The 21,061-nt window shown below is 68.6% G+C and carries 22 protein-coding genes; 11 read left to right on the top strand and 11 right to left on the bottom strand.

The features are described 5' to 3' along the window. The first annotated feature begins 35 nt into the window (after window positions 1-35). The 3 genes from BM150_RS15925 to BM150_RS15915 all read left to right on the top strand — a co-directional run bounded on the left by BM150_RS15925 (window position 36) and on the right by BM150_RS15915 (window position 2,081). Window positions 36-1,259 (top strand): MFS transporter, encoded by a 1,224-nt coding sequence (locus BM150_RS15925; protein ID WP_092928091.1) that lies wholly within the window; start codon window positions 36-38, stop codon window positions 1,257-1,259. A 169-nt stretch (window positions 1,260-1,428) separates the two neighbouring features. Further along, window positions 1,429-1,695, top strand: coding sequence for a FitA-like ribbon-helix-helix domain-containing protein (locus BM150_RS15920; protein ID WP_092928090.1), 267 nt, complete (start codon window positions 1,429-1,431; stop codon window positions 1,693-1,695). 50 nt (window positions 1,696-1,745) lie between these two features. After that, on the top strand, window positions 1,746-2,081 hold the full coding sequence (locus BM150_RS15915) for a PIN domain-containing protein (protein ID WP_245755525.1): 336 nt from the start codon (window positions 1,746-1,748) through the stop codon (window positions 2,079-2,081). Between the two features lie 123 nt (window positions 2,082-2,204). Here BM150_RS15915 and BM150_RS15910 read toward each other — a convergent pair whose 3' ends face one another. From BM150_RS15910 to BM150_RS15885, 6 genes are all read right to left on the bottom strand, one after another. After that, complete coding sequence (locus BM150_RS15910) at window positions 2,205-2,834, bottom strand: hypothetical protein (protein ID WP_245755524.1); 630 nt, start codon at window positions 2,832-2,834, stop codon at window positions 2,205-2,207. Window positions 2,835-2,845: 11 nt separating this feature from the next. Further along, on the bottom strand, window positions 2,846-4,093 hold the full coding sequence (locus tag BM150_RS15905; RefSeq protein ID WP_092928088.1) for a WXG100 family type VII secretion target: 1,248 nt from the start codon (window positions 4,091-4,093) through the stop codon (window positions 2,846-2,848). A 19-nt stretch (window positions 4,094-4,112) separates the two neighbouring features. After that, on the bottom strand, window positions 4,113-4,391 hold the full coding sequence (locus BM150_RS15900) for a WXG100 family type VII secretion target (RefSeq protein WP_092928087.1): 279 nt from the start codon (window positions 4,389-4,391) through the stop codon (window positions 4,113-4,115). Continuing rightward, window positions 4,388-4,759, bottom strand: a complete 372-nt coding sequence (locus BM150_RS15895; RefSeq protein WP_092928086.1) for an SAV_915 family protein — start codon at window positions 4,757-4,759, stop codon at window positions 4,388-4,390. Before BM150_RS15895 ends, BM150_RS15900 begins: the two co-directional genes overlap by 4 nt. Before the next feature lie 329 nt (window positions 4,760-5,088). Beyond that, entirely contained in the window at window positions 5,089-5,274 is a 186-nt protein-coding gene (locus BM150_RS15890; protein WP_092928085.1) for a DUF397 domain-containing protein, read from the bottom strand. Between the two features lie 14 nt (window positions 5,275-5,288). Beyond that, window positions 5,289-6,131, bottom strand: a complete 843-nt coding sequence (locus BM150_RS15885) for a Scr1 family TA system antitoxin-like transcriptional regulator (protein WP_092928084.1) — start codon at window positions 6,129-6,131, stop codon at window positions 5,289-5,291. 154 nt (window positions 6,132-6,285) lie between these two features. Between BM150_RS15885 and BM150_RS15880 the strand changes: the two genes are divergently transcribed. Further along, the gene (locus tag BM150_RS15880; protein WP_217641681.1) at window positions 6,286-6,618 is read left to right on the top strand and encodes a hypothetical protein; all 333 of its coding nucleotides are present in this window, start codon (window positions 6,286-6,288) and stop codon (window positions 6,616-6,618) included. A 117-nt stretch (window positions 6,619-6,735) separates the two neighbouring features. Here BM150_RS15880 and BM150_RS15875 read toward each other — a convergent pair whose 3' ends face one another. The 4 genes from BM150_RS15875 to BM150_RS15860 all read right to left on the bottom strand — a co-directional run bounded on the left by BM150_RS15875 (window position 6,736) and on the right by BM150_RS15860 (window position 10,542). Beyond that, entirely contained in the window at window positions 6,736-7,314 is a 579-nt protein-coding gene (locus BM150_RS15875) for an NUDIX hydrolase (RefSeq protein WP_092928083.1), read from the bottom strand. Continuing rightward, the gene (locus BM150_RS15870) at window positions 7,311-8,654 is read right to left on the bottom strand and encodes a coenzyme F420-0:L-glutamate ligase (RefSeq protein WP_092928082.1); all 1,344 of its coding nucleotides are present in this window, start codon (window positions 8,652-8,654) and stop codon (window positions 7,311-7,313) included. Before BM150_RS15870 ends, BM150_RS15875 begins: the two co-directional genes overlap by 4 nt. Continuing rightward, window positions 8,651-9,661: a 2-phospho-L-lactate transferase gene (gene cofD, locus BM150_RS15865; protein WP_092928081.1), complete on the bottom strand. Its 1,011-nt coding sequence runs from the start codon at window positions 9,659-9,661 to the stop codon at window positions 8,651-8,653. The genes BM150_RS15870 and cofD overlap by 4 nt, the downstream gene beginning before the upstream one ends. 131 nt (window positions 9,662-9,792) lie before the next feature. After that, complete coding sequence (locus BM150_RS15860) at window positions 9,793-10,542, bottom strand: site-2 protease family protein (RefSeq protein ID WP_092928080.1); 750 nt, start codon at window positions 10,540-10,542, stop codon at window positions 9,793-9,795. A gap of 448 nt (window positions 10,543-10,990) precedes the next feature. On the opposite strand from BM150_RS15860, the gene BM150_RS15855 reads away from it, so the two are divergent. Together BM150_RS15855 and BM150_RS15850 are read left to right on the top strand one after the other, a co-directional pair. Next, window positions 10,991-11,302: a WhiB family transcriptional regulator gene (locus BM150_RS15855; protein ID WP_092928079.1), complete on the top strand. Its 312-nt coding sequence runs from the start codon at window positions 10,991-10,993 to the stop codon at window positions 11,300-11,302. A gap of 332 nt (window positions 11,303-11,634) precedes the next feature. Beyond that, window positions 11,635-15,132: a glycosyltransferase gene (locus BM150_RS15850; RefSeq protein ID WP_139219557.1), complete on the top strand. Its 3,498-nt coding sequence runs from the start codon at window positions 11,635-11,637 to the stop codon at window positions 15,130-15,132. Window positions 15,133-15,396: 264 nt separating this feature from the next. Here the strand turns inward: BM150_RS15850 and BM150_RS15845 are convergent, their stop codons facing one another. After that, a complete protein-coding gene (locus tag BM150_RS15845) occupies window positions 15,397-15,870 on the bottom strand; it encodes a metallopeptidase family protein (RefSeq protein WP_245755523.1) in 474 nt (157 codons plus the stop codon). Between the two features lie 265 nt (window positions 15,871-16,135). On the opposite strand from BM150_RS15845, the gene BM150_RS15840 reads away from it, so the two are divergent. From BM150_RS15840 to manA, 5 genes are all read left to right on the top strand, one after another. Next, complete coding sequence (locus BM150_RS15840) at window positions 16,136-16,492, top strand: DUF3499 domain-containing protein (protein ID WP_245755522.1); 357 nt, start codon at window positions 16,136-16,138, stop codon at window positions 16,490-16,492. Between the two features lie 140 nt (window positions 16,493-16,632). Further along, window positions 16,633-17,982 (top strand): phosphomannomutase/phosphoglucomutase, encoded by a 1,350-nt coding sequence (locus BM150_RS15835; protein WP_092928076.1) that lies wholly within the window; start codon window positions 16,633-16,635, stop codon window positions 17,980-17,982. 105 nt (window positions 17,983-18,087) lie between these two features. Then, the gene (locus tag BM150_RS15830) at window positions 18,088-18,315 is read left to right on the top strand and encodes a Trm112 family protein (RefSeq protein WP_092928075.1); all 228 of its coding nucleotides are present in this window, start codon (window positions 18,088-18,090) and stop codon (window positions 18,313-18,315) included. Between the two features lie 5 nt (window positions 18,316-18,320). Beyond that, on the top strand, window positions 18,321-19,400 hold the full coding sequence (locus BM150_RS15825) for an SIS domain-containing protein (RefSeq protein WP_245755521.1): 1,080 nt from the start codon (window positions 18,321-18,323) through the stop codon (window positions 19,398-19,400). A 157-nt stretch (window positions 19,401-19,557) separates the two neighbouring features. After that, window positions 19,558-20,841, top strand: a complete 1,284-nt coding sequence (gene manA / locus BM150_RS15820; protein ID WP_092928073.1) for a mannose-6-phosphate isomerase, class I — start codon at window positions 19,558-19,560, stop codon at window positions 20,839-20,841. The last annotated feature ends 220 nt before the right edge of the window (window positions 20,842-21,061 follow it).

The raw sequence follows: 21,061 nt of genomic DNA, 5'->3' as shown, positions 1-21,061 counted from the left end.
CGTACGAACGACCTGGTGGGAGTTGAATCGCGGAGATGTCTTTCGCCGTCCTCGCCCTGATGCTCTGTGTGTTCTGTCTGGGAACCGCGGAAGTGGCGCTCTCGGGCATCCTCCCCGAAGTGGCCGCGGACCTCTCGGTCTCGATTCCCTCGGCCGGGTTGCTCGTGACGGCCTACGCCGTGGGTGTGGCCGTCTTCGGCCCACTGGTCACGCTCGGTACCCTGAAGGTGTCCAGCAGAAAGCTCATGCTCGGACTGATGGGGGTCTTCCTGGTCGGCAACGCCCTCTCCGCGTTCGCCGCCAACTACGAACTACTCGTCGGAGCGCGACTCCTGACGGCCCTCAGCCACGGGACGTTCGTCGCGATGGCCGGCTTCGTCGCGGCCGGGATGGCGCCGCCGGGCAAGGAGGCCTCCGCGATAGCCAACATATCGCTGGGGTTCAACCTGGCGAATGTGCTGGGCGTCCCGTTGACGACGATGATCGGGCAGGCGTTCGGTTGGCGAATGACCTTCGCCGCAATCACGCTGGCGGCGGTCCTGGCCACTGGTCTGGTCGCCTGGCAGGTTCCCCGGAAGGACGTGCGTGGCGGCTCCACCGAGTTGGCAGCGGGCGGTGTGAAAGCCGAGACACGGGTGTTGCTTCGTCCCGTCGTGCTCGGCACGGTCCTGGTGACGGTGCTCGCCCAGGGTTCGGTTTTCGCCGTCTCCACCTACATATCCCCCCTGCTTCGGTTCGTCGCGGATTACCCGGCGTCCTCGGTGAGTCTGCTGCTTCTGGTGTTCGGTGCCGGGTCGGTCTGCGGAAACTTTCTCGGCGGACGTGTCACTGACCGTAGTACCAGCGTGGGAGTTTTCGGCAGTCTCGGTGTGCTCACCGTCATGCTCGTTGTGTTCTGGGGTTTCCTGCCGGTGTCACCGGCCGTTCCCGTTGTGCTTTTCCTGTTCGGAGCGGCGGGATTCGCGATCATACCGGCGCTGCAGACTCGTATTCTGCGGTTGTCGGCAGCCGCTCCGATCCTCGCGCTCTCGGCCAACGTCTCGGCCTTCAACCTCGGTAACGGGTTCGGCGCCTGGATGGGCGGGACCGTGATCGAGCTGCAGTGGGGTGTGCGAAACGTGCTTCTCGTGGCCGGAGCGATCACCCTGGTGGCGCTTTCGCTGGCCTGGCTCATCGATCGGTTGAGCAGAACCTCGGGCTCGGCACCCGTGGCGCACCGAACCGCCGAGTCGGAGCTTTCCGTCGGTGAGGCCGGTTGAGAAGCCGCTCCCCCGCTACGACCGTCGGACGGTCCGGTCCGTCGTCAAGCCCTTGTCCGTTCCCGAGCACCGCGGCCCGGTGATTTCGCGGGAAATCGACGCCCGCGTCGGACAGCGCTGCTGCTTCGACGCTGTTGTTGGGATGGCAAAATGCAGCTAGAATGCATGCATGACTACGGTTACCGTGCGTAACGTTCCCGAAGAGGTCCGCGACTTGCTCGCCGATGCCGCACGACGCAGTGGCCAGTCGCTGCAGAGCTACCTGCTGCGGGTGTTCGAGCGGGAGGCGCGGTTCGCGCGCAACGTCGAACTGACCGAGCTGCAACCGGTCGGTGGTGGTCTGCTCAGCATGGACGAGATCGTCGAGGCCGTGCACGAGGCGCGCGGGGAGGCACCGGGGCCGGAGGATCAAGCGGGGACGGCTTGCTGGTCGTAGACACTTCCACGCTCGTCGCGTTCTTCCTGGGGGCCGGCCACACTAGTCCGATGGTGCGAAAGACGTTGGGGACCGACCCGCACTGGGCGGCACCACCGCACCAGCCGGTCGAGATGCTGAACGTGCTCCGCGGTCTGGTGCGGGGCCGCAAGATCTCCGAGCGCGACGCGAGCACGGTCCTGGATCGCTGGGCCTGCGCCGCGGTGGAGACGCTCGATTTCACGACACCGGTGAACGGGCGGATCTGGGAACTGCGGGACAACCTCTCCGCCTACGACGCCGCGTATGTCGCCGTCGCGGAGTCGCACGAATCGGTGCTGGTCACCGGCGACACGCGGCTGGCGAGCGCTCCTCGACTGCGCTGCGAGATTCGCCTGGTGCGGTAGTTGAGGATCCCGGAGCGCTGGGGTGTCGGGAAACCGATTCGGGTGGTACGCGAAGTGCTCCCGTCGTCTTTCGCGCCCGACGATTTCGCGAGAAATCGACGCCCGCGCCGGGAATCGCGCCGCTCACTCTCCCCGGAACCGCAGCGGGTTGTCGAGGTCGAGGAAGGTTCGGGCGAGCTTGTTGGTCTCGGCGCCGTTGCCGCGCACCGAGTGCAGGATGCCGTTGTAGACGAGGTCCCACAGCTCGCGGTTCCGCTGGAGATCGTTGAGCTGTGCGGAAAGCTCCCGTCCCGCGTCGTCGTTCAGCTGTAGTATTCGGGAAGCGCCTTCCGTGGTTACCTTCACCGAGGTGAGTTCGTACGTTCTGATGAAGCCGTTCTTCCCGTAACGAAGCCAGTCCGCTCCTGCCGACATGCGCGTGTTGCGCCCTGTCAGCAACGTGATGAACGGCCACGGAACTATGAACAACCAGAGCCACCACGTCGTCATCCATCCGAACCCGCTGTCTCTGATGACACCGAACACGAGGACAACGAGGGATATCGTCAGTCCGATACCGAACGATTGGCCCCGGGCCGGATAGAACCACTCGAGGACGGGGGACTCATCTTCCGGAGCTTGCGGGGCTTTGTTCTCCCCACCCGAACGTTTCTTCTCGGCTCGTTTCCATTCGGGTTCCAGCGGTGCGCGTGGTGGTCGTGGTTGCCCGGTGTGGGGGTCGGGTTTGGGTGGCAGTCCGGCTGTGTGGCTCATGGGTGCTCGTTTCAGAAGATGTCGCCGACGAAGTCGCCGACCGCGTCCGCCGCGTCGCCGAGCTTGTCGCCGGTCCAGCTGGCGGCGTCGCCCACCGCGTCCACGGCGTCGTCGCCCCATTCGTCGATGGCGAAGCCGACACCGACGCTGACCACGACACCTCCGGCCACGGCCCAGCCGACCGGGGTGCTCATGGCGAGCAGTCCGGCGGTGGCAGCGGAACCGGCAGCGTAGCCGCCGAGGTTGACGGCGGCGCTCTCGCCCACCGATTTGTCCGAGGTTTGGACGTCGTAGCCGATACTGAACCCGGTTATCCCCAGCCCGACAACGGGGAGTCTGCTCGCGGTGCGGAGACTGCCCCGGAGTAACTTGTTGCCGACGTTCTCCGGACGCACGCCGAAGTTCATGTTCAGCTGGAGAGCCTTCTTCACGCTCGGACTCAGCTTGTCGACCAGCCGCGCGGTCCGGGTAGCGGTGGCCTTGTTCTCCATCGCCGTCTTGTTCAGCTGGTTGCGGACGTGGATGGCGGCGGCGCGGGTCTGGTTGCGCAGTCCCAGGTTGGGGCTGTGCATCAGCTTCTCCGCCCGCGCGATCTTGCCGCTGTCGGCGATCTCGACCGCCGCTGCCCGCATCGCGCTGGTGCTTCCGGCCACCGCACCCGCCAGCCCGGTGGTGAAGTCGGTGATGGTGAAGGGGCTCTTCTCCACGAGCCCGGAGACGAACCTGTTGAGCACGCCGAGTGCACTGTTGTGCTGCTCGCGGGCTTCGGTGACGATCTGACTGCACTCCTGGTACGCGCGGACCTTGCGCGCGTAGGCGGCCTGCGCCTGGGTGGCCGAGGCGTGGGCCCGCTGTTCCTCCGGAGTGGCCGCACGATTCTCGGGCAGCGGTTTCGGAGCGGCCGGTTCCGGTCCCGGCTCCATGACGCGTTGCTCGGTCACCGTCAGACCGGCTTCTCGCGCGATCTCGCGAGCACGCCGCATCCGTTTCTGGGCGGTGTCCAGCTCGTCCGCGTACTTGTTCAGTTCCCGGCACATCGCCGCGTGGTCCTCGGCGACCTCGTCGACTTCGGGGCCAACCTTGCTCATCACAGCGCGGAACGAGTCCCCGGCCTCGCCGGACCAGGCGCTCTCTGAGCCGTTGTGAGCGCGAGTTAGCTGCGTACCGGTCTCGTGAACGGACTCGGACACGGTGCTCATCCAGCGGGCGCTCTCCCGAATGCTCGACGGGTTTCCCCGGATCTCCAGGTCGAGTGGCATGTGTGTCGCTCCCCAGCGGTCAGCCCGGTTGCTCGTCGAACCGTTCGGCGTTGGAACGATCCGTCTCCTCGTAGAGATCGCGTCCCTCGGCGACGGCGTCACCGGCCGCGCCGAGCCCCTCGACGATTCCCGCGGTGGAACTGGTCAGCAGCGCCATCGCGCCCGCGACCGCCTCGGTCGCTTCGCCCACGTCGGGTGCGGGCGGGGGTGACGAAGTGTCGTCCAGACTCGTCGCGGCGTTGCGCAGCTTGTTTGCGACTCCGGTGAGTTCTTCCGGATCCACGTGCGTCCCGCTCACTGCCGAGCCTCCTCCTCGCCGTCGTTGCGCTGCTCCTCGGGAAGCCGAGCGTCCCAGAGCACGAGGTCCGCGCCGCTGCGCCGCTGTATCTCCTCGACCTTGTCCATCGGCAGCGAGGCCCAGGGCTGTAGTTCCCCGCAGCAGGCGACCAGCGAGTCCAGCGAGGAGTAGGCCAGCACCGCCAACCTGCCGTCGGCCAGCCTGCGCAGGTCGAGGGTGACTTCGGTGTCCTGTTTCAGCACCCGCTTCGACGGGAGATAGGCGGTAGTCGGTTCCACACCTTCGCGTTCGGCGATGTAGTCCGCGCCGATTACCGCCGGAGCCTCCGACTCGTGCTGCCGAAACACGTGTTCGTCGCCGATCGCCAACGGTCCTCCCCAGCCGGCCGAAAGTGAATCATTCGGCAGGGTGTCACTCTGAAGGGCGAGATCGACAGGGTGGGACTACTCAGGATGAGCGGTTTCGTGTGGCGTGTCACAGCGAGATGGTGGCACGACGCGATTCGTGCCGCCACGCGCGAGATCATTCCCCGAATCGTCGATCGGTGCGTTCGGGTGCTGTGGTGCTCTCGGCGCTGCCCGAAGTGATTCGGTGCCCGACCCCGGTGGTCTCCGGCGAGATCCGCACGCGCGTCGGAACGGGTTCGGGCGTGGTGGCGGTGCGTGCCGCACGAACCACGCCCGAGGTGCGGTGTCGATCAGCCGCGCAGGCTGTACAGGAAGTTCCGCCACTGCTGGTGGTCGAAGGTCAGCACCGCGCCCTGGCGGTCCTTGGAGTCGCGGGCGGCGACCGCGCCGGGCAGCGCGGCGACTTCGACGCAAGCACCGTTGTTGCCGCTGTAGCTGGATACCCGCCAGTCGAGACGGTGGTCCTTGCCGGTCATCGTTCACCTTTCGGTCAGTCGTGGAGCAGCTCCTCGATCAGCGCGAGGGAGTCCTCGGGCTGCATCGCGACTTCCTGAAGATTCCTCGCTGCCATCGTATACGTGCTTACCTGGTCGGGGTTCTGCAGATACACGGCTCCTTCGAGGAGTTCGTTGTAGACGATGGGGCGTGCGGCATCGAAGTGAAGCAGGAAGAACGGGCCGCACACACCCGCGTGCGCGCCATCCTGTGCTCGGATGACCTGGATGGTCACGTTCGGTTGGTCGCCGAGTTCGAGTAGGTGGCGGTACTGCTCGCGACGTGTATCGCTGTCACCGATCCGGCGTCGTAGAGCCGATTCCTCGATGACAGCGTGCAGGTTGAGTGGATCCTCCTGCGATAGCCGTTGCGCGCGTGTCACTCGGAAGGAAACGAACCGTTCGCTGTGGTCCGGTCGTACGAATCCGGTCGAGTTGGTGGCGGCGTGCGCGTAAGCCGCTGTTTGCATCAGCCCCGGCAACAGGGCTGTTTCGTAGTTGAACTCGGAACGTGCCAAGCCTTCCAAGCCTACGAAAGTCTTGAGCCAGTCCGGGACCACGTTCGCCCACGGAGCCCACCAGGTGTGCGAGTTGGAGCTGGCGGCGAGTGAAGTCAAGCGCTCGATGTCGTGCCGGGCCACTCCGTAGAAGTCGAGCAGCGCACTGATCTCATCCGGTTGCTGCTGGTATCGCCCCGTCTCCAAGTGGGTGATCTTTCCCGCGGAACAACCGATTGTTTTCGCCGCTGATGCGGCCGTCTTGCCCGCTTCGTTCCGGTAGTGCCGAAGCTCGTTGCCGATCAGCCAGCGAAGCGCTGAGGGGTCACTACGTTCCACCAATACCTCCTGACCTCACATCAAGTCTGACGATCTCTTGCTGCTGCCCCCAATCGGGTGTAATCCACTGTCCTCATGCGATCGGGCGATCGCATAGCTATAGCCATAGCTATAGCGTCTACTGTGTCATCGATTACAACGACCCGAGGAGACGGCGATGATCGACGGTGGCGCGGTGAACGCAGCGGAGATCGCGGTGGACGAGTCCGAGCTCGCCCCGCTCGGCACTCACGAGGAGTTCCGTGAACTGCTGGTTGACCTGGTGCAGGCGAGCGCGCCCGAGGTGTTCGCGCTGTGCGAGGAGATCGGGGACCGTGCCGACGGCGTGGTGCGCTACTGGGGGCTGTCCCACGAGGACGGAACCGAGGTGTTCGCGCCGTACGGCGGTGTCAACGGGAGGTTCCGCAGCCCGGAGTCGGCGCTGCGCCTGCTCTCAGGCGGGCGGCCGATGCACCTGATCCGCCTCGGTGTCGAAGCCGACACCCCGTGAGGTTCTGGATCTTGCTACTAATCCCCGGAAGTCCGTCACAGTCGGACGGAGTTGGGGTAAGGCGATGATCTCGGCGACGCTACTCGGCCGCCGGGGCTCACCGTAGTCGCGCGGCCGTCAATTTCTCGCGAAATCGCCGCCCAGGCGGGAGGACGCGGCCGTCACCAGCGGCGTGAGATCGCCGCCCCCGGGCAGCGAGTCCAGCGGCCACCAGCGCAGGTCCACCGACTCCTCGCTGCGGCGCGGCACGGCTCCGGAGGGAGCGCGCACCACGAACCGCACGTCGAAGTGCCGCGTCGGTTTGCCCAGGGAGCAGTTGACCGGGTGCACGTCCAGGTGCACCGGGTCGGGATCGACCACCAGCCCCTCGATGCCGGACTCCTCGGTGGCCTCCCGCAGCGCCGCCGCGGCCAACGTCTCGTCCGCGGGCTCGCAGTGCCCGCCCAGCTGCAACCAGCGTCCGACCCTGGGGTGCAGCGTCAGCATGGTGTGCTCGCCGCTGTGGTCCAGCACCAGCGCCGAGGAGGTCACGTGGCCCGGTTCGCACTCGCGCAGGCAGGAGTCGCCACGCGCCCGCAGCAGCCCCACGAAGGCGTGCCGCAGCGCCTCCTGCCCCGGATCGGGGACCCCGCCGACCACTGTGGGCGGTGTCCAGTCCTCCAGCGTGTGCAACGCGTCGGTGTGCGGCCCGTTCAAAGCTCCACCAATCCCTCTTCCGGATCGCGCGGTTCTCGCGGCCCCTCGTGCGGCTCGGCCGGATACCCCACGGCCACCGCCCCCAGCGGCTCCCAGTGCTCGGGCAGTTCCAGCGTGTTCCGCACCACCTCGGGGCAGAACAGCGTGGAGGACACCCAGCAGGAGCCGATGTCCTCGGCGGCGAGCGAGACCAGCAGGTTCTGCACGGCGGCTCCGCCCGCGACCACGAACATCGAGCGCTCGGCGTCGGTTCGACGCTCGTCCGGGTAGTCGTGCGCGCCGTCCCGGAGCAGGAACGGCACCACCAGCTCCGGCGCCTCGTAGAGCAGATCGCCCCGGCCGACCCTGCGGCGGGCCCGCTCCTCGGAGAGCCCGTCCGCGCGCAGGTCCTCCAGCCAAGCGGTCCGCATCGCGTCCAGCAGCTTGCCGCGCAGCGCGCGGTCCCGCAGCCACACGAATCTGACCGGTCGGGTGTGGTGCGGGGCGGGCGCGGTCAGCGCCGCCCCGACCGCCCGGCGCAGCGCCTCGGCGTCCACCGGTGTGTCGGCGAACTCGCGCACCGAGCGGCGCAGCAGCACCGCCTCGCCGCGTCCCCGCGCGATCGCCTCGGCGGTGCCCAGCCGGAACAGGTCCTCCTCGACGGTGCGCACCAGATCACCCGCTCGTGAACCGTCGTCGCGCTCGTCGATCCCGCGAACCACCGCCACCGGGGTTCTGCCCAGTTTGCCCTTGACCAGGTCGGCGGCGCCCGCGATCTCGTCGGCCACCGCCACCTCGGTGACCTCCAGCGCGTTGCCGAGCGAATCCGTGCTGCCCGCGTAGCGGTGCAGCACCGCCACGCCCGCCGAACCGATCGCCACGTCGGTCTGACCGACCCGCCAGGCTCGCCCCATCGTGTCGGTGATCACCACGGCCACCCGGATCCCGGCCCGCTCGGCCAGCTCGGCGCGCAACCGCTCCGCCGTGGCGTCGGGATCGCGGGGCAGCAGCGCGATCTGGTCGGTGGCCACGTTGGACGCGTCCACCCCGGACGCGGCCTGCACTATGCCGAGCTTGTTCTGCGTGATCAGCGTCCTGCCCTTGCGGGCCAGCACGTGCTCGGCCTCGGCCAGCACCTGTTCGCGCCGCAGTGCGTCCCGCTCCTCGGGATCCGGCGGCGTGTCCATGACCCGTCCTTCGATCTTGGACACGATCTTGCTGGTGATCACCAGGACGTCGTCGTCGCGCAGCCAGGGCGCCGCCGTCAGCAACGCGCCCGCGAGATCGTCACCCTCCGCGAATTCCGGCAGTCCCGGAACGGAGTGGACCCGCAGTTCCTCGTCTGCGGCGTGGTCGTTCATGCGGTCACCTCCGGAGCGGCCACCCCGCCGATGTCGAAGGCCGCTCGCGCCATCTCCGCGCTCGCCGCGGTGTCCGACATGAGCAGCGGCACCGAACGGGTCGCCACGCCCGGCACCTGGGCGGTGTCGGTGCTGTGGACCAGCCAGGCGTCCAGGATGCCTTCCCCGGAGGTGGAGCGGGAACCGTAGTGCTCGCCCACCGCCTGGGCGGTGCTGCTCACCCCGATCGCGCGCAGGCAGGCGTCGGCCATGCCGCGCACCGCCCCGCCGCTGATGATCGGGGAGAGCCCGACCACGGCCGCCGTGGTCTCGCGCAGCGCCGCACGCACCCCCGGCACGGCCAGCATCGTCCCGATGCTGACCACCGGGTTGGACGGCGCCACCAGCACGATGTCGGCCTCGTTGATCGCCTCGGTAGCCCCCTCGTGGGCGGTCGCCTCGTCCGCGCCGACCGGAACGATCGCGTTGGCCTCGGGCCTGGCGCCGTAGCGCACCCACCACTCCTGGAAGTGCACCGCTCGCGCACCCGAGCCGGAGGGGTCCTCGATCGCCACGTGCGTCTCGACGCGGTCGTCGGTAACCGGCAGCAGCCGCACGCCCGGTCGCCACCGGTCGCACAGCGCCTCGGTGATCTCCGAGAGCGGATACCCGGCCCGCAGCATCCTGGTGCGGATCAGGTGGGTGGCGATGTCGCGGTCCCCCAGGCCGAACCAGGTGGGTTCGGCCTCGTAGGCGGCCAACTCCTCCGCGACCGACCAGGTCTCCGCCTCACGACCCCACCCCTTGGCGGTGTCGATGCCACCACCGAGGGTGTACATGCAGGTGTCCAGGTCCGGGCACACCCGCAGACCGTGCATCCAGACGTCGTCGGCGATGTTGACTATCGCGGAGATCTCGTGCGGTGCGGATTCCTCGGGTTCGCCGACCGCGGGTAGCCCCAGGGCCCTCTTGACGCCGAGCAGGAACTGCGCTCCACCGACTCCGCCGACCAGTACTGCGACCTTCACGTCCCGAATCCTCCCACGGGCAGGGGCGGGGGCTGTCCCGCGGCTCGGTGAACCCCGCCCGCGACAACCGGTGCCGGGTGGAGCGCTGAGCCGTCCGGCGTGCTCGCCCGTGGCGGGTCACGCGACGAGCGTCACTCCCAGAAGCGGAAGTACAGATTGCCGTACGCGTAGAGGCGGGTGTTACCACCGACCGCGTTGAACAACGCGTCCGCGCCGTTGAAGAAGACGTAGCTCGCTCCGGGGATCACGAACAGGATCAGCACGATCCCCAGCGGCGCCCACGGTCGGGCCTGTTCACCGAAGTGCCGAGCCTTGGGCGAGAGCCAGGGTTCGATGGCGCCGTAGCCGTCCAGGCCGGGAACCGGCAGGATGTTGAGCACGAAGGCGATCACCTGCAGGAAGGCCAGGTAGGACAGCCCGGCGGCCAGCCCGAACGGCATCTCGATCGTGGCCACCGAGGCGGTCAGCCCGATCCCCAGCAGCAGGTTCATCGCCGGACCGGCCAGTGAGACGTTCGCCTCGTCCCGTTTGGACCGCAGCGCCCCGTGGTTGATCCACACCGCGCCGCCGGGCAGCGGGATGCCGCCGATGAGCACGAACAGGATCGGCAGCAACAGGCTCAGCACCGGATCGGTGTAGCGCCTCGGGTCGAGGGTGAGATAGCCCTTCTCCCGCACCTCGCGGTCACCGCCGCGCAGCGCGGCGACGGCGTGCCCGAACTCGTGCAGGCACAGCGAGGTGGCCCAGCCACCGAGCACGAGGAGCACGACTCCGGTGATGATCAGCGCCCGGTTGTCCGAGGTGGCCAGCACGCCGCCGAGGACCGTGACCGCCAGCAGGGCGAGGAACAGTGGGCTGATACGTGTCGGGGTGTTTCGCACCCCACCAGTCTCCCGGTCGCTCGCCGGGCATTGTCGCCGCATCGGTGGTATTCCTGGGTCCGAGGATCTTGAGCGGTTCGGACGGGGGATCCCCGTTGGACTGTTCCGGTTACCCCGTTCTGCTCCTTCGGTAGGTGGAACCGTCCCTCTACGGGATGGTCTCCGCTTGACCGTGGCGGGCTACACGGGTGTAATCACATTGGTGTTATTTACCGCTGGAAAGATTGATCGGTTGACTCGGTGGGATGGGGAAATCGATCACCTGATCGGCGGTGCCGGGTAACGGGAGGCCCGGTTAGTGCACGGTCGGAGGAGCCGCGATGGCGTGATCGCGATTTCGTCCGGCGGTCGGTATTCCGGCCACGTCGAACCGGTTGTCCGGTTCATCACGTCCCGTGAGTCCTGGGGAGGGCCGCGGGAACGGAAAAATTTAACGGGGGAGGTTCAAATGTTGCGGACCGAGCAGGAAGGTCTGACAGCGGGGGAGGACGCTCGCGTCGCCGAGCTCGACGTTCTGGCCGGACTGATCGAGGCGGAGGAAGATCAGGACTGGCAGGAACGCGCGCTGTGCGCCCAAACCGATCCGGAGGCGTTCTTTCCGGAAAAAGGCGGTTCCACTCGCGAGGCGAAACGTATTTGCGCCGGATGTGAAGTACGTTCGGAATGTCTCGAATACGCCCTGGAACACGATGAAAGGTTCGGTATTTGGGGAGGACTTTCCGAACGGGAGCGGCGCAGGCTCAAACGGCAGGCCAGTTGACCGGACTCTTCGGTTCCGGTCGTCGAGGGGTCGGGTGGCGGGGGCCTCCCGCGAGCTCTCACCTCGGGATGCTCTGACACCGAACGGGTGCCGTCTCACGTCGGGGGCGTCCTCGGGAGCGCACGCGGGAGAACCCGCCGCGGTGGCGGCTGCTCGGGCGGTTTCCGCTGCTGTCACACCGAGTACACCGCCATCCGATGATCAACTCGATCGTTCGCCACGTCGTCCGCTGCGGTAACGAATTCCTACTCGTCGGTAAGAGCATGTCCCGGAACGCGTGGCCGTCCATTACCGTCGTGCGGTGATCGGACCACGGCACGCGGGAGGACACGGTGGCCGCATTACGTTCCGCCGGGGAAACGAGCGGTGAGCACCACCCGAGCACGGCACCTGTGCTGGCGGTGCTGGTGTGTCATCGGGGCGCGGAGTCGTTGCCGGAGATGCTGACGGCGCTGCGGCGCCTGACGGTGTTGCCGCGCCACTTCCTGGCGGTGGAGATCGGCTCGGACGAGGAAACCGTCGAACCGCTCGCGGCGGAGGCAGCGCTGTCGGCGACCGACGGTGCCGCTCCGGACGGTGCTGCCATGGACGGTGCCGCGACCGACGTCGCGGGATCGCTGGACGGTGTGCTCACCGTCGGAAGCGACACCGGCTTCGGCGCGGCAGTGGCGCACGCCGTGGCGCACGCCGAGCAGCGCTGGGGCGATCCCGGTAGCTGGCTGTGGCTGCTGCGCGACGACGCCGTTCCCGAGCCCGACTGCTTGGACACGCTGCTGCGGGTGGCCGCCAACGATTCCTCGGCGGCCGTGCTCGGCCCGCTGGGACTCGACCGGGACGATCCGCGGCTGATCGTCGATGCGGGCCTGTCGATGGACACGTCGGGCCGGGTGCGTACCGGTTCCCGATCCCCGGGACTCGATCCGGCGCTCGGCAACACCCCGGGCGGTGCGGGCTCCGCGCTGCAGGTGTCCGAGGTGCTGGCGGTCTCCGGGGCGTGTGCGCTGGTGCGGCGCGAGGTCTTCGACGAGCTCGGTGGATTCGACGAGCGACTGCCACCGGGCTGCGCGGAGGTCGACCTGGGTTGGCGGACCAACGCCGCGGGACACCTCGTGCTGTGCGTGCCGGAGGCCCGCATGCGGCGCGTGGTCGCCGCGCGCGCCGGCGAGCGGGGTGAACCGCGCGACGAGGGTGCGGACTCCCGCACCGCCGCCACCGTTCGGCGCCAGGGCGAGGTACTCACCTACCTCGCGAATGTGGGCAACCGCGCCTACCGCTTCGGCGTACCGCGGCTGGTGCTGCTGGCGCTTCCTCGGAGCTTCGTACGGCTCGTGACGGGACGGGCACCGGAGGCGTTCGCGGAGCTCGTGGTGGGAATCCGACTGCTCACGGGAAGACTGCGGCTCCGTGACGCGCGACTCGACCACGGCAGAGCCGCCACGGCGGGCAGCGGGGTCGACGGCCTGTTGACCGGCAGGGGCGACCGGACACGCGATCTCGTGCTGAGCGGATACGCCCGGTTGGTGCGTAACCGGGTGCGGCACGACGCCCGGATCGGCCTCGACCGGTCGAGTGCGTCGCCCGCCCGGGTGCCCGACGTGCCGAATCCCGCCAAGCACGGACCGGACGCGTTGCCGAGCGGAGCGCTGGGGCACGCGGGTACCCGCCGACGCTCCGCGATGGGGCTGCGCAGACCCACCGATCCGGTTGTGGTCGCCGTGCCCGAGCACCACTCCGCCGCACGGGAGGCCGAGGCCGGAGCTGACGAGGTAGGCGACGGAACCGAAACGCGGGCACGCCCCACCCCGACCCCCCGCGACGGCGCCGCCGACACCTCGCCGGCCGCGGCGGAACTGCTGTTCGTGCCGGTCGACCGGCGGCGGGTGCTGCGCGAGCTGCTGCTGAACCCGCCGCTCGTGCTGTTCGTCGGACTGGTACTGCTGGCCCTGCTCGCGCACGGCCCGTTCGCCGAGACCTCCCGGCTGGGGACGGAACTGCACGGTGGCAGGCTGCTGCCCGCGGCGGGGCTCGAGCAGACGTGGTCGAACTACCTCGCCGCGTGGCACCCGATCCACGGCGGAACCGGAGCCCCCGCACCGCCGACCCTGCTGGTGCTGGGGTTGTTGGGCGGGCTGCTCGCCCCCTTCGGCGGTCCACCCGCCGCGGTCGCCCTGTTGCTGCTGGCGCAGTTGCCCGCCGCCGGTCTGTCCGCCTATCTGGCGGGCCGTTCGATCCCGGTTCCCCGGAGTTGGCTGGCGTCGGCCGCCGCGGCCTACGCGCTGCTTCCGGTCGCGATGGCGGGGGTCGTGCAGGGACGTCTCGACGCTGTGCTGGCGCATGTACTTCTTCCGCCGCTGCTGGCGGGACTCGCCGGGTTGTTGGGACTGGTGCCGCGATACCGGGGCGGGCGGCCCAACTGGTTGGGCACGGCGTGCCGCACCGCACTCGCGGCGGCGGTGCTGGCCGCGTTCGCCCCCGGCGTGTACGTACTGCTGGTGCTGCTCGCGGTGCTGGGCTTCCTCTGCCCACCCTTCGCGCCCGCGGGTGCGGTGCGCAGGCTGGCCGGGCTGGCCTCCTTCGTGCTGCTTCCCGTCGCCTGTCTGCTGCCGTGGCCGGTGGTGGCGCTGCGGCATCCGGAGCTGCTGTGGCACGGTCCCGGCGTCCCGGTGACCGAGCACCCCGCCGGGCTCTCGCTGCTGGCGTTGCACTCCGGAGACACCGCGTGGGGCTGGGTCGCCGTTTCACTGCCGGTGGGTGCGGCGCTGCTCCTGCTGTTCCGGACGCCAGGTCGTGCCGCGTTGCCCGGGTTGGTGGTGGCCTGTTTCGGCTGGGGCGCGAGTCTGCTGGTCGCACGGATCGCCCTGCCACCGCTGCTCGGTGGGACCGAGAGCGTCGGGTGGGCCGGTGGAGCGTCGTTGCTGACGGCGTGCGGCCTGCTCTGGGTCGTGCTGGCCTGCCTCGCCGGACCTCGGAGGTGGTCGGCGGGTGTGCCCTCGTGGCGACCGATGGGGGCCGTCGCCGTCGTGGTGCTGCTGTCGCTGGCGCTCGGGACGCTTTTCACGGCACGGTCCGGTCCGCTGCGTCCGGTTCCCGAGACGTCGACCGCGGCGGACGACACCGGCTACTGGCTGACCCTGCGCCCCGATTCCGGAGTGCCGAGCCTCACACCCCGGCCGCGGCCCCGGTTCGGAAGTGCTTCGCTGGCGCCGGCTCCCGGCGCCGTCGCGGCGCTCTCGCGCATCCAGGCCGATCTGCTGTCGGGTGAGGCGGAGCGGGTGCGTTCCGGGGTGGCCGCTGCCGCTTCCAGGGGAGCGGGGCGCATCGCGATTCCCGGTGACACCGGCTCGGGGCAGTTCGTGGAACTCTCGGGCCGAACCGTCGCGGCTACCGGGGAGTCCGTGAGCGGGCGGCGGGTGTTCCGGGTGCTGCTTCCCCACACCCCCGTGACGCTGCTCGGCCCCGCGCTGGCGCGCAACGCTCGGGAGGACGTCTCACCGCGCCCCAGAACCCGACCGATAGGGATATCCACCCGATTGCCGCACGTGACGATTCGGGTCTCCAAGGGCGGTCCCGGAAGGGTGCTGCTGCTCGCGGCCCAGCGGGAGTCCGGTTGGCGGGCGTACATCGACGGTTCGAGCGTGGGCCTCGCCACTGGTTGGGGCGAGCAGGTGGCCGTGCCGCTGCCCGAGACGGGTGGGCAGGTGAGGATCGGTTTCACCGCCGTGCCACGTACCAGTCTGCTCGCGTTCCAGGCCGCCGCGATCCTGTTCACGCTGATCGGTGCGTTCCCCGGTCGTGGTCGACGGCAGCGGGACGACTCCACGGAACACTGAGACGGCGCGATCCCCGCCCGGTGTCGATTTCTCGCGAAATCGCGGCGCCCCATCGACGCAGGCCGAGTCCGAGCACCCTCGCAGGGCGAACTCCGACCACCCTCGCCACCGGCACCGCCGTGGGTTCTCTCGTGGTGCTCTCGCGAGGACGCCCCCGACGTGGCGTAGTACCTACTCGATGTCGGGGGACCCGCAGCGAGAGCCCGCGAGAGGTTCCGCCACGGAACCACCCCGCCAAACCGAGGCGATACAGCCACAATCAGGTCAGTTGCCGTCGATCACTCCGGGATCGAGCCCGAGGTAGCTGGCGATCTGCTCCACGAGCACGTCGTGTATCAGGTCCGTCATGTCCGTGCCGTTGCCGGCCCTGGCCTCGAGCGGACGCCGATACAGCACGATTCGCGCCCTGGTGGGATTGCCGCGCCGGTCGGTGCTCTCCGGGACGAGACGCGCCAGTGGCACATTGGAGTCCACGACCATGTCGTCGCCCCACACCACGGACTCGGGTGACGTCACATCGACTTCCGGTACCTCGTCGACCGCCACGTCGAGCTGGGTGAGTTCGGTGTGCCACCGCTGCTCGATCGGTTCGAGGGCGTCGAGCACCAGCGCGTCGAAGCGCTGCGAGCGGCTCCGGGCGGCAGGAACCGAGGACGGGTAGAGCGGACCGCGCATGCCGCGGCCTCGTCGGTCCCGTCGCTTTCCGGTGCGCTGTCGAGCCTGCCGTGTGGTCACCACGCGGTGAGGATACTCCGCCCGAAACGGGATACGGAATCGTGCCCGCACCAGTAGCTACCGAACGTGTTCGTGCGATACGTTTCGGATAATTCGTCCGCGTAGTTTCGCTATCGTGCGCAACTTCACCAACAGGATGATCAATGCAGCGCAACGGATCGCCATGTCCGGATGAACGCCGGACGGCAGTTCCCACATCGGGTTATTCCGCCCGGTTTTTCCGCGTGCCGTCGAGTACCGACGTGACAAGAGCGCTATGGTGCCAGGCGTGCGGAGCGTGAGGCGTTGCTCTCGAACCGGGTGCACCGACCCGGCGGTAGCGACGCTGACCTATGCCTATGCGGATTCGACCGCGGTGGTCGGCCCGCTGGCCACTTATGCCGAACCCCACAGTTACGACCTGTGCGAGGAACACGCCCTCCGACTGACGGTTCCCAAGGGCTGGCACGTCGTACGGCACGAGGGGGAGTTCAGCGCCGATCAGCCTTCCGGTGATGACCTCACGGCGCTCGCCGAGGCGGTTCGGGAGGCGGGCCGTGCCGATCCCGCCGACTCACCGGGGTTCCACGGCGGCGGAAGCAAACGAGGCCACCTGCGTGCGCTGCCCGATCCGGGCAACGAGTAGCGCCCGGCGAGCTCGTCGTCGCCACGTTCTCGTCTTTCCCGCTGAATCCCGATGGCAGTCGGCGGACACCACGGCCGAGCCGTTCGCGGGTAAGCTGCGGCACGCAGGCAAAGGATGCCGTCATTACGGGAGAGTGCAGCGTGCGGGACCTGTCGGGGATCGTCAAGGCGTATGACATCCGGGGTTTGGTGGGCGATGATCTGAACACGGATGTGGCCCGCGAAGTCGGTGCCGCGTTCACGAGACTGGTCGGTGGCCCCGCGGTGGTGGTGGGGCACGACATGCGGGATTCCTCTCCCGAGCTGGCGGCGGCGTTCTCCGAGGGAGTGACCGGGCAGGGAATCGATGTGATTCACATCGGTCTGGCCGGCACCGACATGCTCTACTTCGCCTCGGGGCAGCTGGATCTTCCGGGAGCGATGTTCACGGCCAGCCACAACCCGGCCCAGTACAACGGGATCAAGCTGTGCCGTGCCGGAGCCGCCCCCGTCGGGCAGGACAGCGGGCTGTCCGAGATCAAGGAGCTCGTGGGGCACGGCGTGCCCGAGTTCCTCGGTGCGCAGGGCACGGTCACCGAACGCGACATGCTCGGCGAGTACGCGCACTACCTGCGCGGACTGGTCGACCTGACCGCGATCCGACCGCTGAAGATCGTCGTCGACGCGGGCAACGGCATGGCCGGACACACCGTCCCCAGCGTTTTCGACGGTCTGCCCGTCGAACTCGTGCCCATGTACTTCGAACTCGACGGCACGTTCCCCAACCACGAGGCGAATCCGCTGGAGCCCGCCAACCTCGTGGATCTCCAGGCCAAGGTGCGTGAGGTCGGGGCGGACGCGGGTCTGGCCTTCGACGGGGACGCCGACCGGTGCTTCGTGGTCGACGCGGCGGGTGAACCGGTCTCCCCCAGCGCGATCACCGCTCTGGTCGCCACGCGGGAGCTGGCGAAGGAACCCGGCGCCGCCGTCATCCACAACCTGATCACCTCGAAGGCCGTGCCCGAGATCGTCACCGAACAGGGCGGCAAACCCGTACGCACCAGGGTCGGTCATTCCTTCATCAAGCAGACCATGGCCGAGACCGGCGCGATCTTCGGTGGAGAGCACTCGGCGCACTACTACTTCCGCGACTTCTGGCGCGCCGATTCGGGGATGCTGGCCGCACTGCACGTGTTGGCGGCGCTGGGTGGCCAGTCCGGTTCTCTCGCGGACCTGATGGCGAGCTACACCCGTTACGCGGCCTCCGGCGAGGTCAACTCGACGGTCGACGACCCCTCGGCCCGGATGCGTGCGGTGATCGAGACGTTTCGCAACCGCAACGGTGCTCGTATCGACGAGCTCGACGGGCTTACCGTGGAGTTGTCGGACGGGTCGTGGTTCAATCTTCGCCCGTCCAACACCGAGCCGGTCCTTCGATTGAACGTGGAGGGTGGCGACTCGACGAGCATGGTCGCGTTGCGCGACGAGGTGCTGACTGTACTGCGGAAGTAATCCCGCCCCGGGCGGGACGAGCGGTGTCTTGGCCGATGCGTCTTGGTGTTCCGGCCGGTTGTGGACCGTCCGAGCGATGGTGCGGTGTGATTCCAGGGAGGAAGAGTGACTGTGGCGATCGATCCCCGACTGCGGGAGATCCTGGTGTGCCCGTGCCCCCGACACGCGCCGCTGCGGGACGGTCTGCCGGACGATCCGGACGCCGAATACCTGAGCTGCACCTCCTGCGGGCGCGGCTTCCCCGTCCGGGAGGGAATTCCCGTCCTCCTGCTGGAGGAGGCGCTTCCCGCCCCCGGAACCGGTCCCACCCCCGACGAGCCAGGGGAGGGGTGAGGACGGTGTTGGACGACAGCGTCCTCGATGACCAGCGGCGAATCTTCGAGCTGGACACCGGGGGTCTGCTCCGCATGGCCGCCCTGGGGGGCGCGCAGGTTCGCGCGGCCGCCTCCGCCGCCTCGGAAGCGGGTGTGGACGACCTCGCCGGTTACAAACCGCGTGCTCTGGTGCTGCTGTCCACATCCGGTGTCGGGCCCGCCACGTGTCGGTTGCTGGCGGCCCTGCTCGGTTCCTCCTGTCCGGTTCCCGTGGTGACCACCGACGTCGTGCCCACCTGGGTCGGTCCGTTGGACGTGGTCTTCGCCTACGGAGCGGACGGTGGGGACACGTCGCTGGCCGAGTCGCTGGAACTGGCCACCAGGCGCGGGGCGAGCGTGATTCTCGCCGCTCCGGACGAGGGCCCCGTGGGGGCCGCCGCCGCGGGGCGGGCGAAAACGATATCCCCCAGGATTCCGGTGCCCGAGCCGTTGAGCATCGCGCACGCCTTCACGGCGGGGGTGAGGGTTCTCACGGCATTGGGACTGCTCGACACCGACACCGACGCGTTGGCGGACGCGTTGGACGAGCAGGCGGAGCGTTCCCACCCACGACACGAGATCTCGGAGAATCCCGCCAAGACACTGGCGTTGCGGCTGGCCGACCGCATCCCGCTGCTGTGGGGAGTGGACGGACCGTCCACGGCGGTCGCCGAGCACGGCTCCTTCGTGCTCGGGCGTTACGCGGGGATACCGTGCGATGTCACCGACTATCAGCAGTCGGTGCATCGTGCGGCGTTGTACCGCGCCGCCGCGACGGTCGGCAGCGAGGCCGATCTGTTCGCCGATCCCACGGAGGAAACCACGGCCGGGTGGCGCGTCGTGCTGCTGAGCACCCGCGACGGTGAACGGGCGCGGTTCACCGAGCGAACCGCCACAGCGGCACTGCCCGGCGCCGACGTGCTCGCCCCGAACGAGTCCCAGCAGGGGGACGGGGTCCGGAGTTCGCTGTGCCTCGCCGTCGGGTTCGACATGGCCGCGGTCTACATCGGGTTGGCTTCGGACTCGTTGAACGGGGACGACAGACCGGTGTCGGCGGCGCGCTGAGGACCTGGGTGCTTCGGCGCCCGCATCCCCGGCCGATTCGCACGGAGTTTCCGGTGTTCTCCTGCGAAGCGCGGGCGGGACACCATTCGTTGTACTCCCGCCGGGCGGTATCGGTTCCGTCGGGGAGACGCGGTTAGACGAGGAAGCGAGAACGACTGTGGAGTTACTGCGCAACGCGGTACGCCCGTATGCATGGGGGTCCCGGACCGCGATCGCGGAGCTACTCGGCCGTCCCGTCCCCGCGCCACATCCCGAAGCCGAACTCTGGATGGGTGCCCATCCCGGAGATTCCTCGCGGTTGCTGTGTCAGGACGGATCGGAGATTTCGCTGGTGCGCTTGTTGGACGCGGAGCCGACCCATCAGCTGGGGCGGGCGTGCACCGACATATGGGGCAATCGGCTGCCCTACCTGATGAAGGTGCTCGCCGCGGACGAGCCGTTGAGCCTGCAGGCCCACCCCTCCGCCGAGCAGGCGGCCGACGGGTTCGCCCGGGAGGAGGCGGACGGGGTCCCGCGCGGTGCCGCCGACCGCAACTACCCGGATCCCACCGCGAAACCCGAGTTGATCTGTGCGTTGACCGAGTTCCACGCGCTCGCCGGATTCCGCGCCGCCGAAACCACCGTTCGGTTGCTGCACCAGCTCGACGTGCCGAGTCTGCGGGCGCACACCCGCCTGTTGGCCGATCAGCCGGATCGGGACGGGCTGCGTGCGTTGTTCACCACGTGGATCACCCTTCCGGAGGACACCCTCCGTGCGCTGATGCCGGATCTGTTGCGGGCGTGTGCCGAGCACGTGCGTTCCGGGGGTGAATTCACCGAGGAGTGCCGCACGGTTCTCGAACTGGGCGAGGACTACCCGAACGACGCCGGGGTGCTGGCGAGTCTGCTGCTGAACCGAATCGTGCTGCGTCCGGGGGAGGCCATCTATCTCGCACCCGGGAACCTGCACGCCTATCTGCGCGGGACCGGGGTGGAGATACTGGCCAATTCGGACAACATCCTTCGGTGCGGCCTGACCCCCAAGCACGTCGACGTGGCCGAACTGCTGCGGGTTCTCGACTTCGAGAACGGTGAACTGCGAATACTCAACGGTGAACGGCGCGACACCAATCTGACGGTATACCGCACCGAGGCCGACGAGTTCGAACTGTCCAGAGTGGAATGGCGTCACGGTGACCGGTCCGGCGTCCTGCTCGACTCCGCGGGACCGCAGATCCTGTTGTGCACCGAGGGCAAGGTCAGGTTGTCCCCCTACGCAGCGGGAGTCGGTACCAACGGGAACGGCAGCCACAGCGGTGGCTCCGGTAACGCTCGCGAACTGGAGCTCTCGCGCGGGGACTCGGTCTGGCTCGCTGCTTCGGACCCCTGTGTGCTGGCGCAGCCGCTCGGTGAGGCGGGCGAAGGGGTGCAGCTGTTCCGGGCGGCCCCCGGCGCTGTCTGACCGAGGTTTTCAGCCGGGGTCGTCCCGGCGGGCGTGTTCGGACGGAGCCGCCGTTCGTTCCCGCCCGCTCTCGACAGCGGTGCCCGACATCGAGTGGCCGCACCGCATGCCTCGCCGTCTCGCGGTACGCCGGAATCGCACTCGGGCCGACTCACGCTCCGGGAGAACTCGGTCTCGCGGAGCGGTGCTCGCATTAAAAGAGTATTTTTCACGAGCAATT

This window comes from Actinopolyspora alba (assembly GCF_900112765.1).
Lineage (GTDB): Bacteria > Actinomycetota > Actinomycetes > Mycobacteriales > Pseudonocardiaceae > Actinopolyspora > Actinopolyspora alba.
Note: the sequence above shows the minus strand (reverse complement) of the source record. Positions and strands in the feature narration are given on the sequence as shown.

What these genes read in the sequence shown, in the direction of transcription:
- BM150_RS15890 (WP_092928085.1), bottom strand. Translation starts at nt 5,274, where the DNA reads ATGACCGGCAAGGACCACCGTCTCGACTGGCGGGTATCCAGCTACAGC.
- BM150_RS15915 (WP_245755525.1), top strand. Translation starts at nt 1,746, where the DNA reads ATGGTGCGAAAGACGTTGGGGACCGACCCGCACTGGGCGGCACCACCG.
- BM150_RS15925 (WP_092928091.1), top strand. Translation starts at nt 36, where the DNA reads ATGTCTTTCGCCGTCCTCGCCCTGATGCTCTGTGTGTTCTGTCTGGGA.
- BM150_RS15855 (WP_092928079.1), top strand. Translation starts at nt 10,991, where the DNA reads ATGTTGCGGACCGAGCAGGAAGGTCTGACAGCGGGGGAGGACGCTCGC.
- BM150_RS15870 (WP_092928082.1), bottom strand. Translation starts at nt 8,654, where the DNA reads ATGAACGACCACGCCGCAGACGAGGAACTGCGGGTCCACTCCGTTCCG.
- BM150_RS15905 (WP_092928088.1), bottom strand. Translation starts at nt 4,093, where the DNA reads ATGCCACTCGACCTGGAGATCCGGGGAAACCCGTCGAGCATTCGGGAG.
- BM150_RS15920 (WP_092928090.1), top strand. Translation starts at nt 1,429, where the DNA reads ATGACTACGGTTACCGTGCGTAACGTTCCCGAAGAGGTCCGCGACTTG.
- BM150_RS15880 (WP_217641681.1), top strand. Translation starts at nt 6,286, where the DNA reads ATGATCGACGGTGGCGCGGTGAACGCAGCGGAGATCGCGGTGGACGAG.
- BM150_RS15910 (WP_245755524.1), bottom strand. Translation starts at nt 2,834, where the DNA reads ATGAGCCACACAGCCGGACTGCCACCCAAACCCGACCCCCACACCGGG.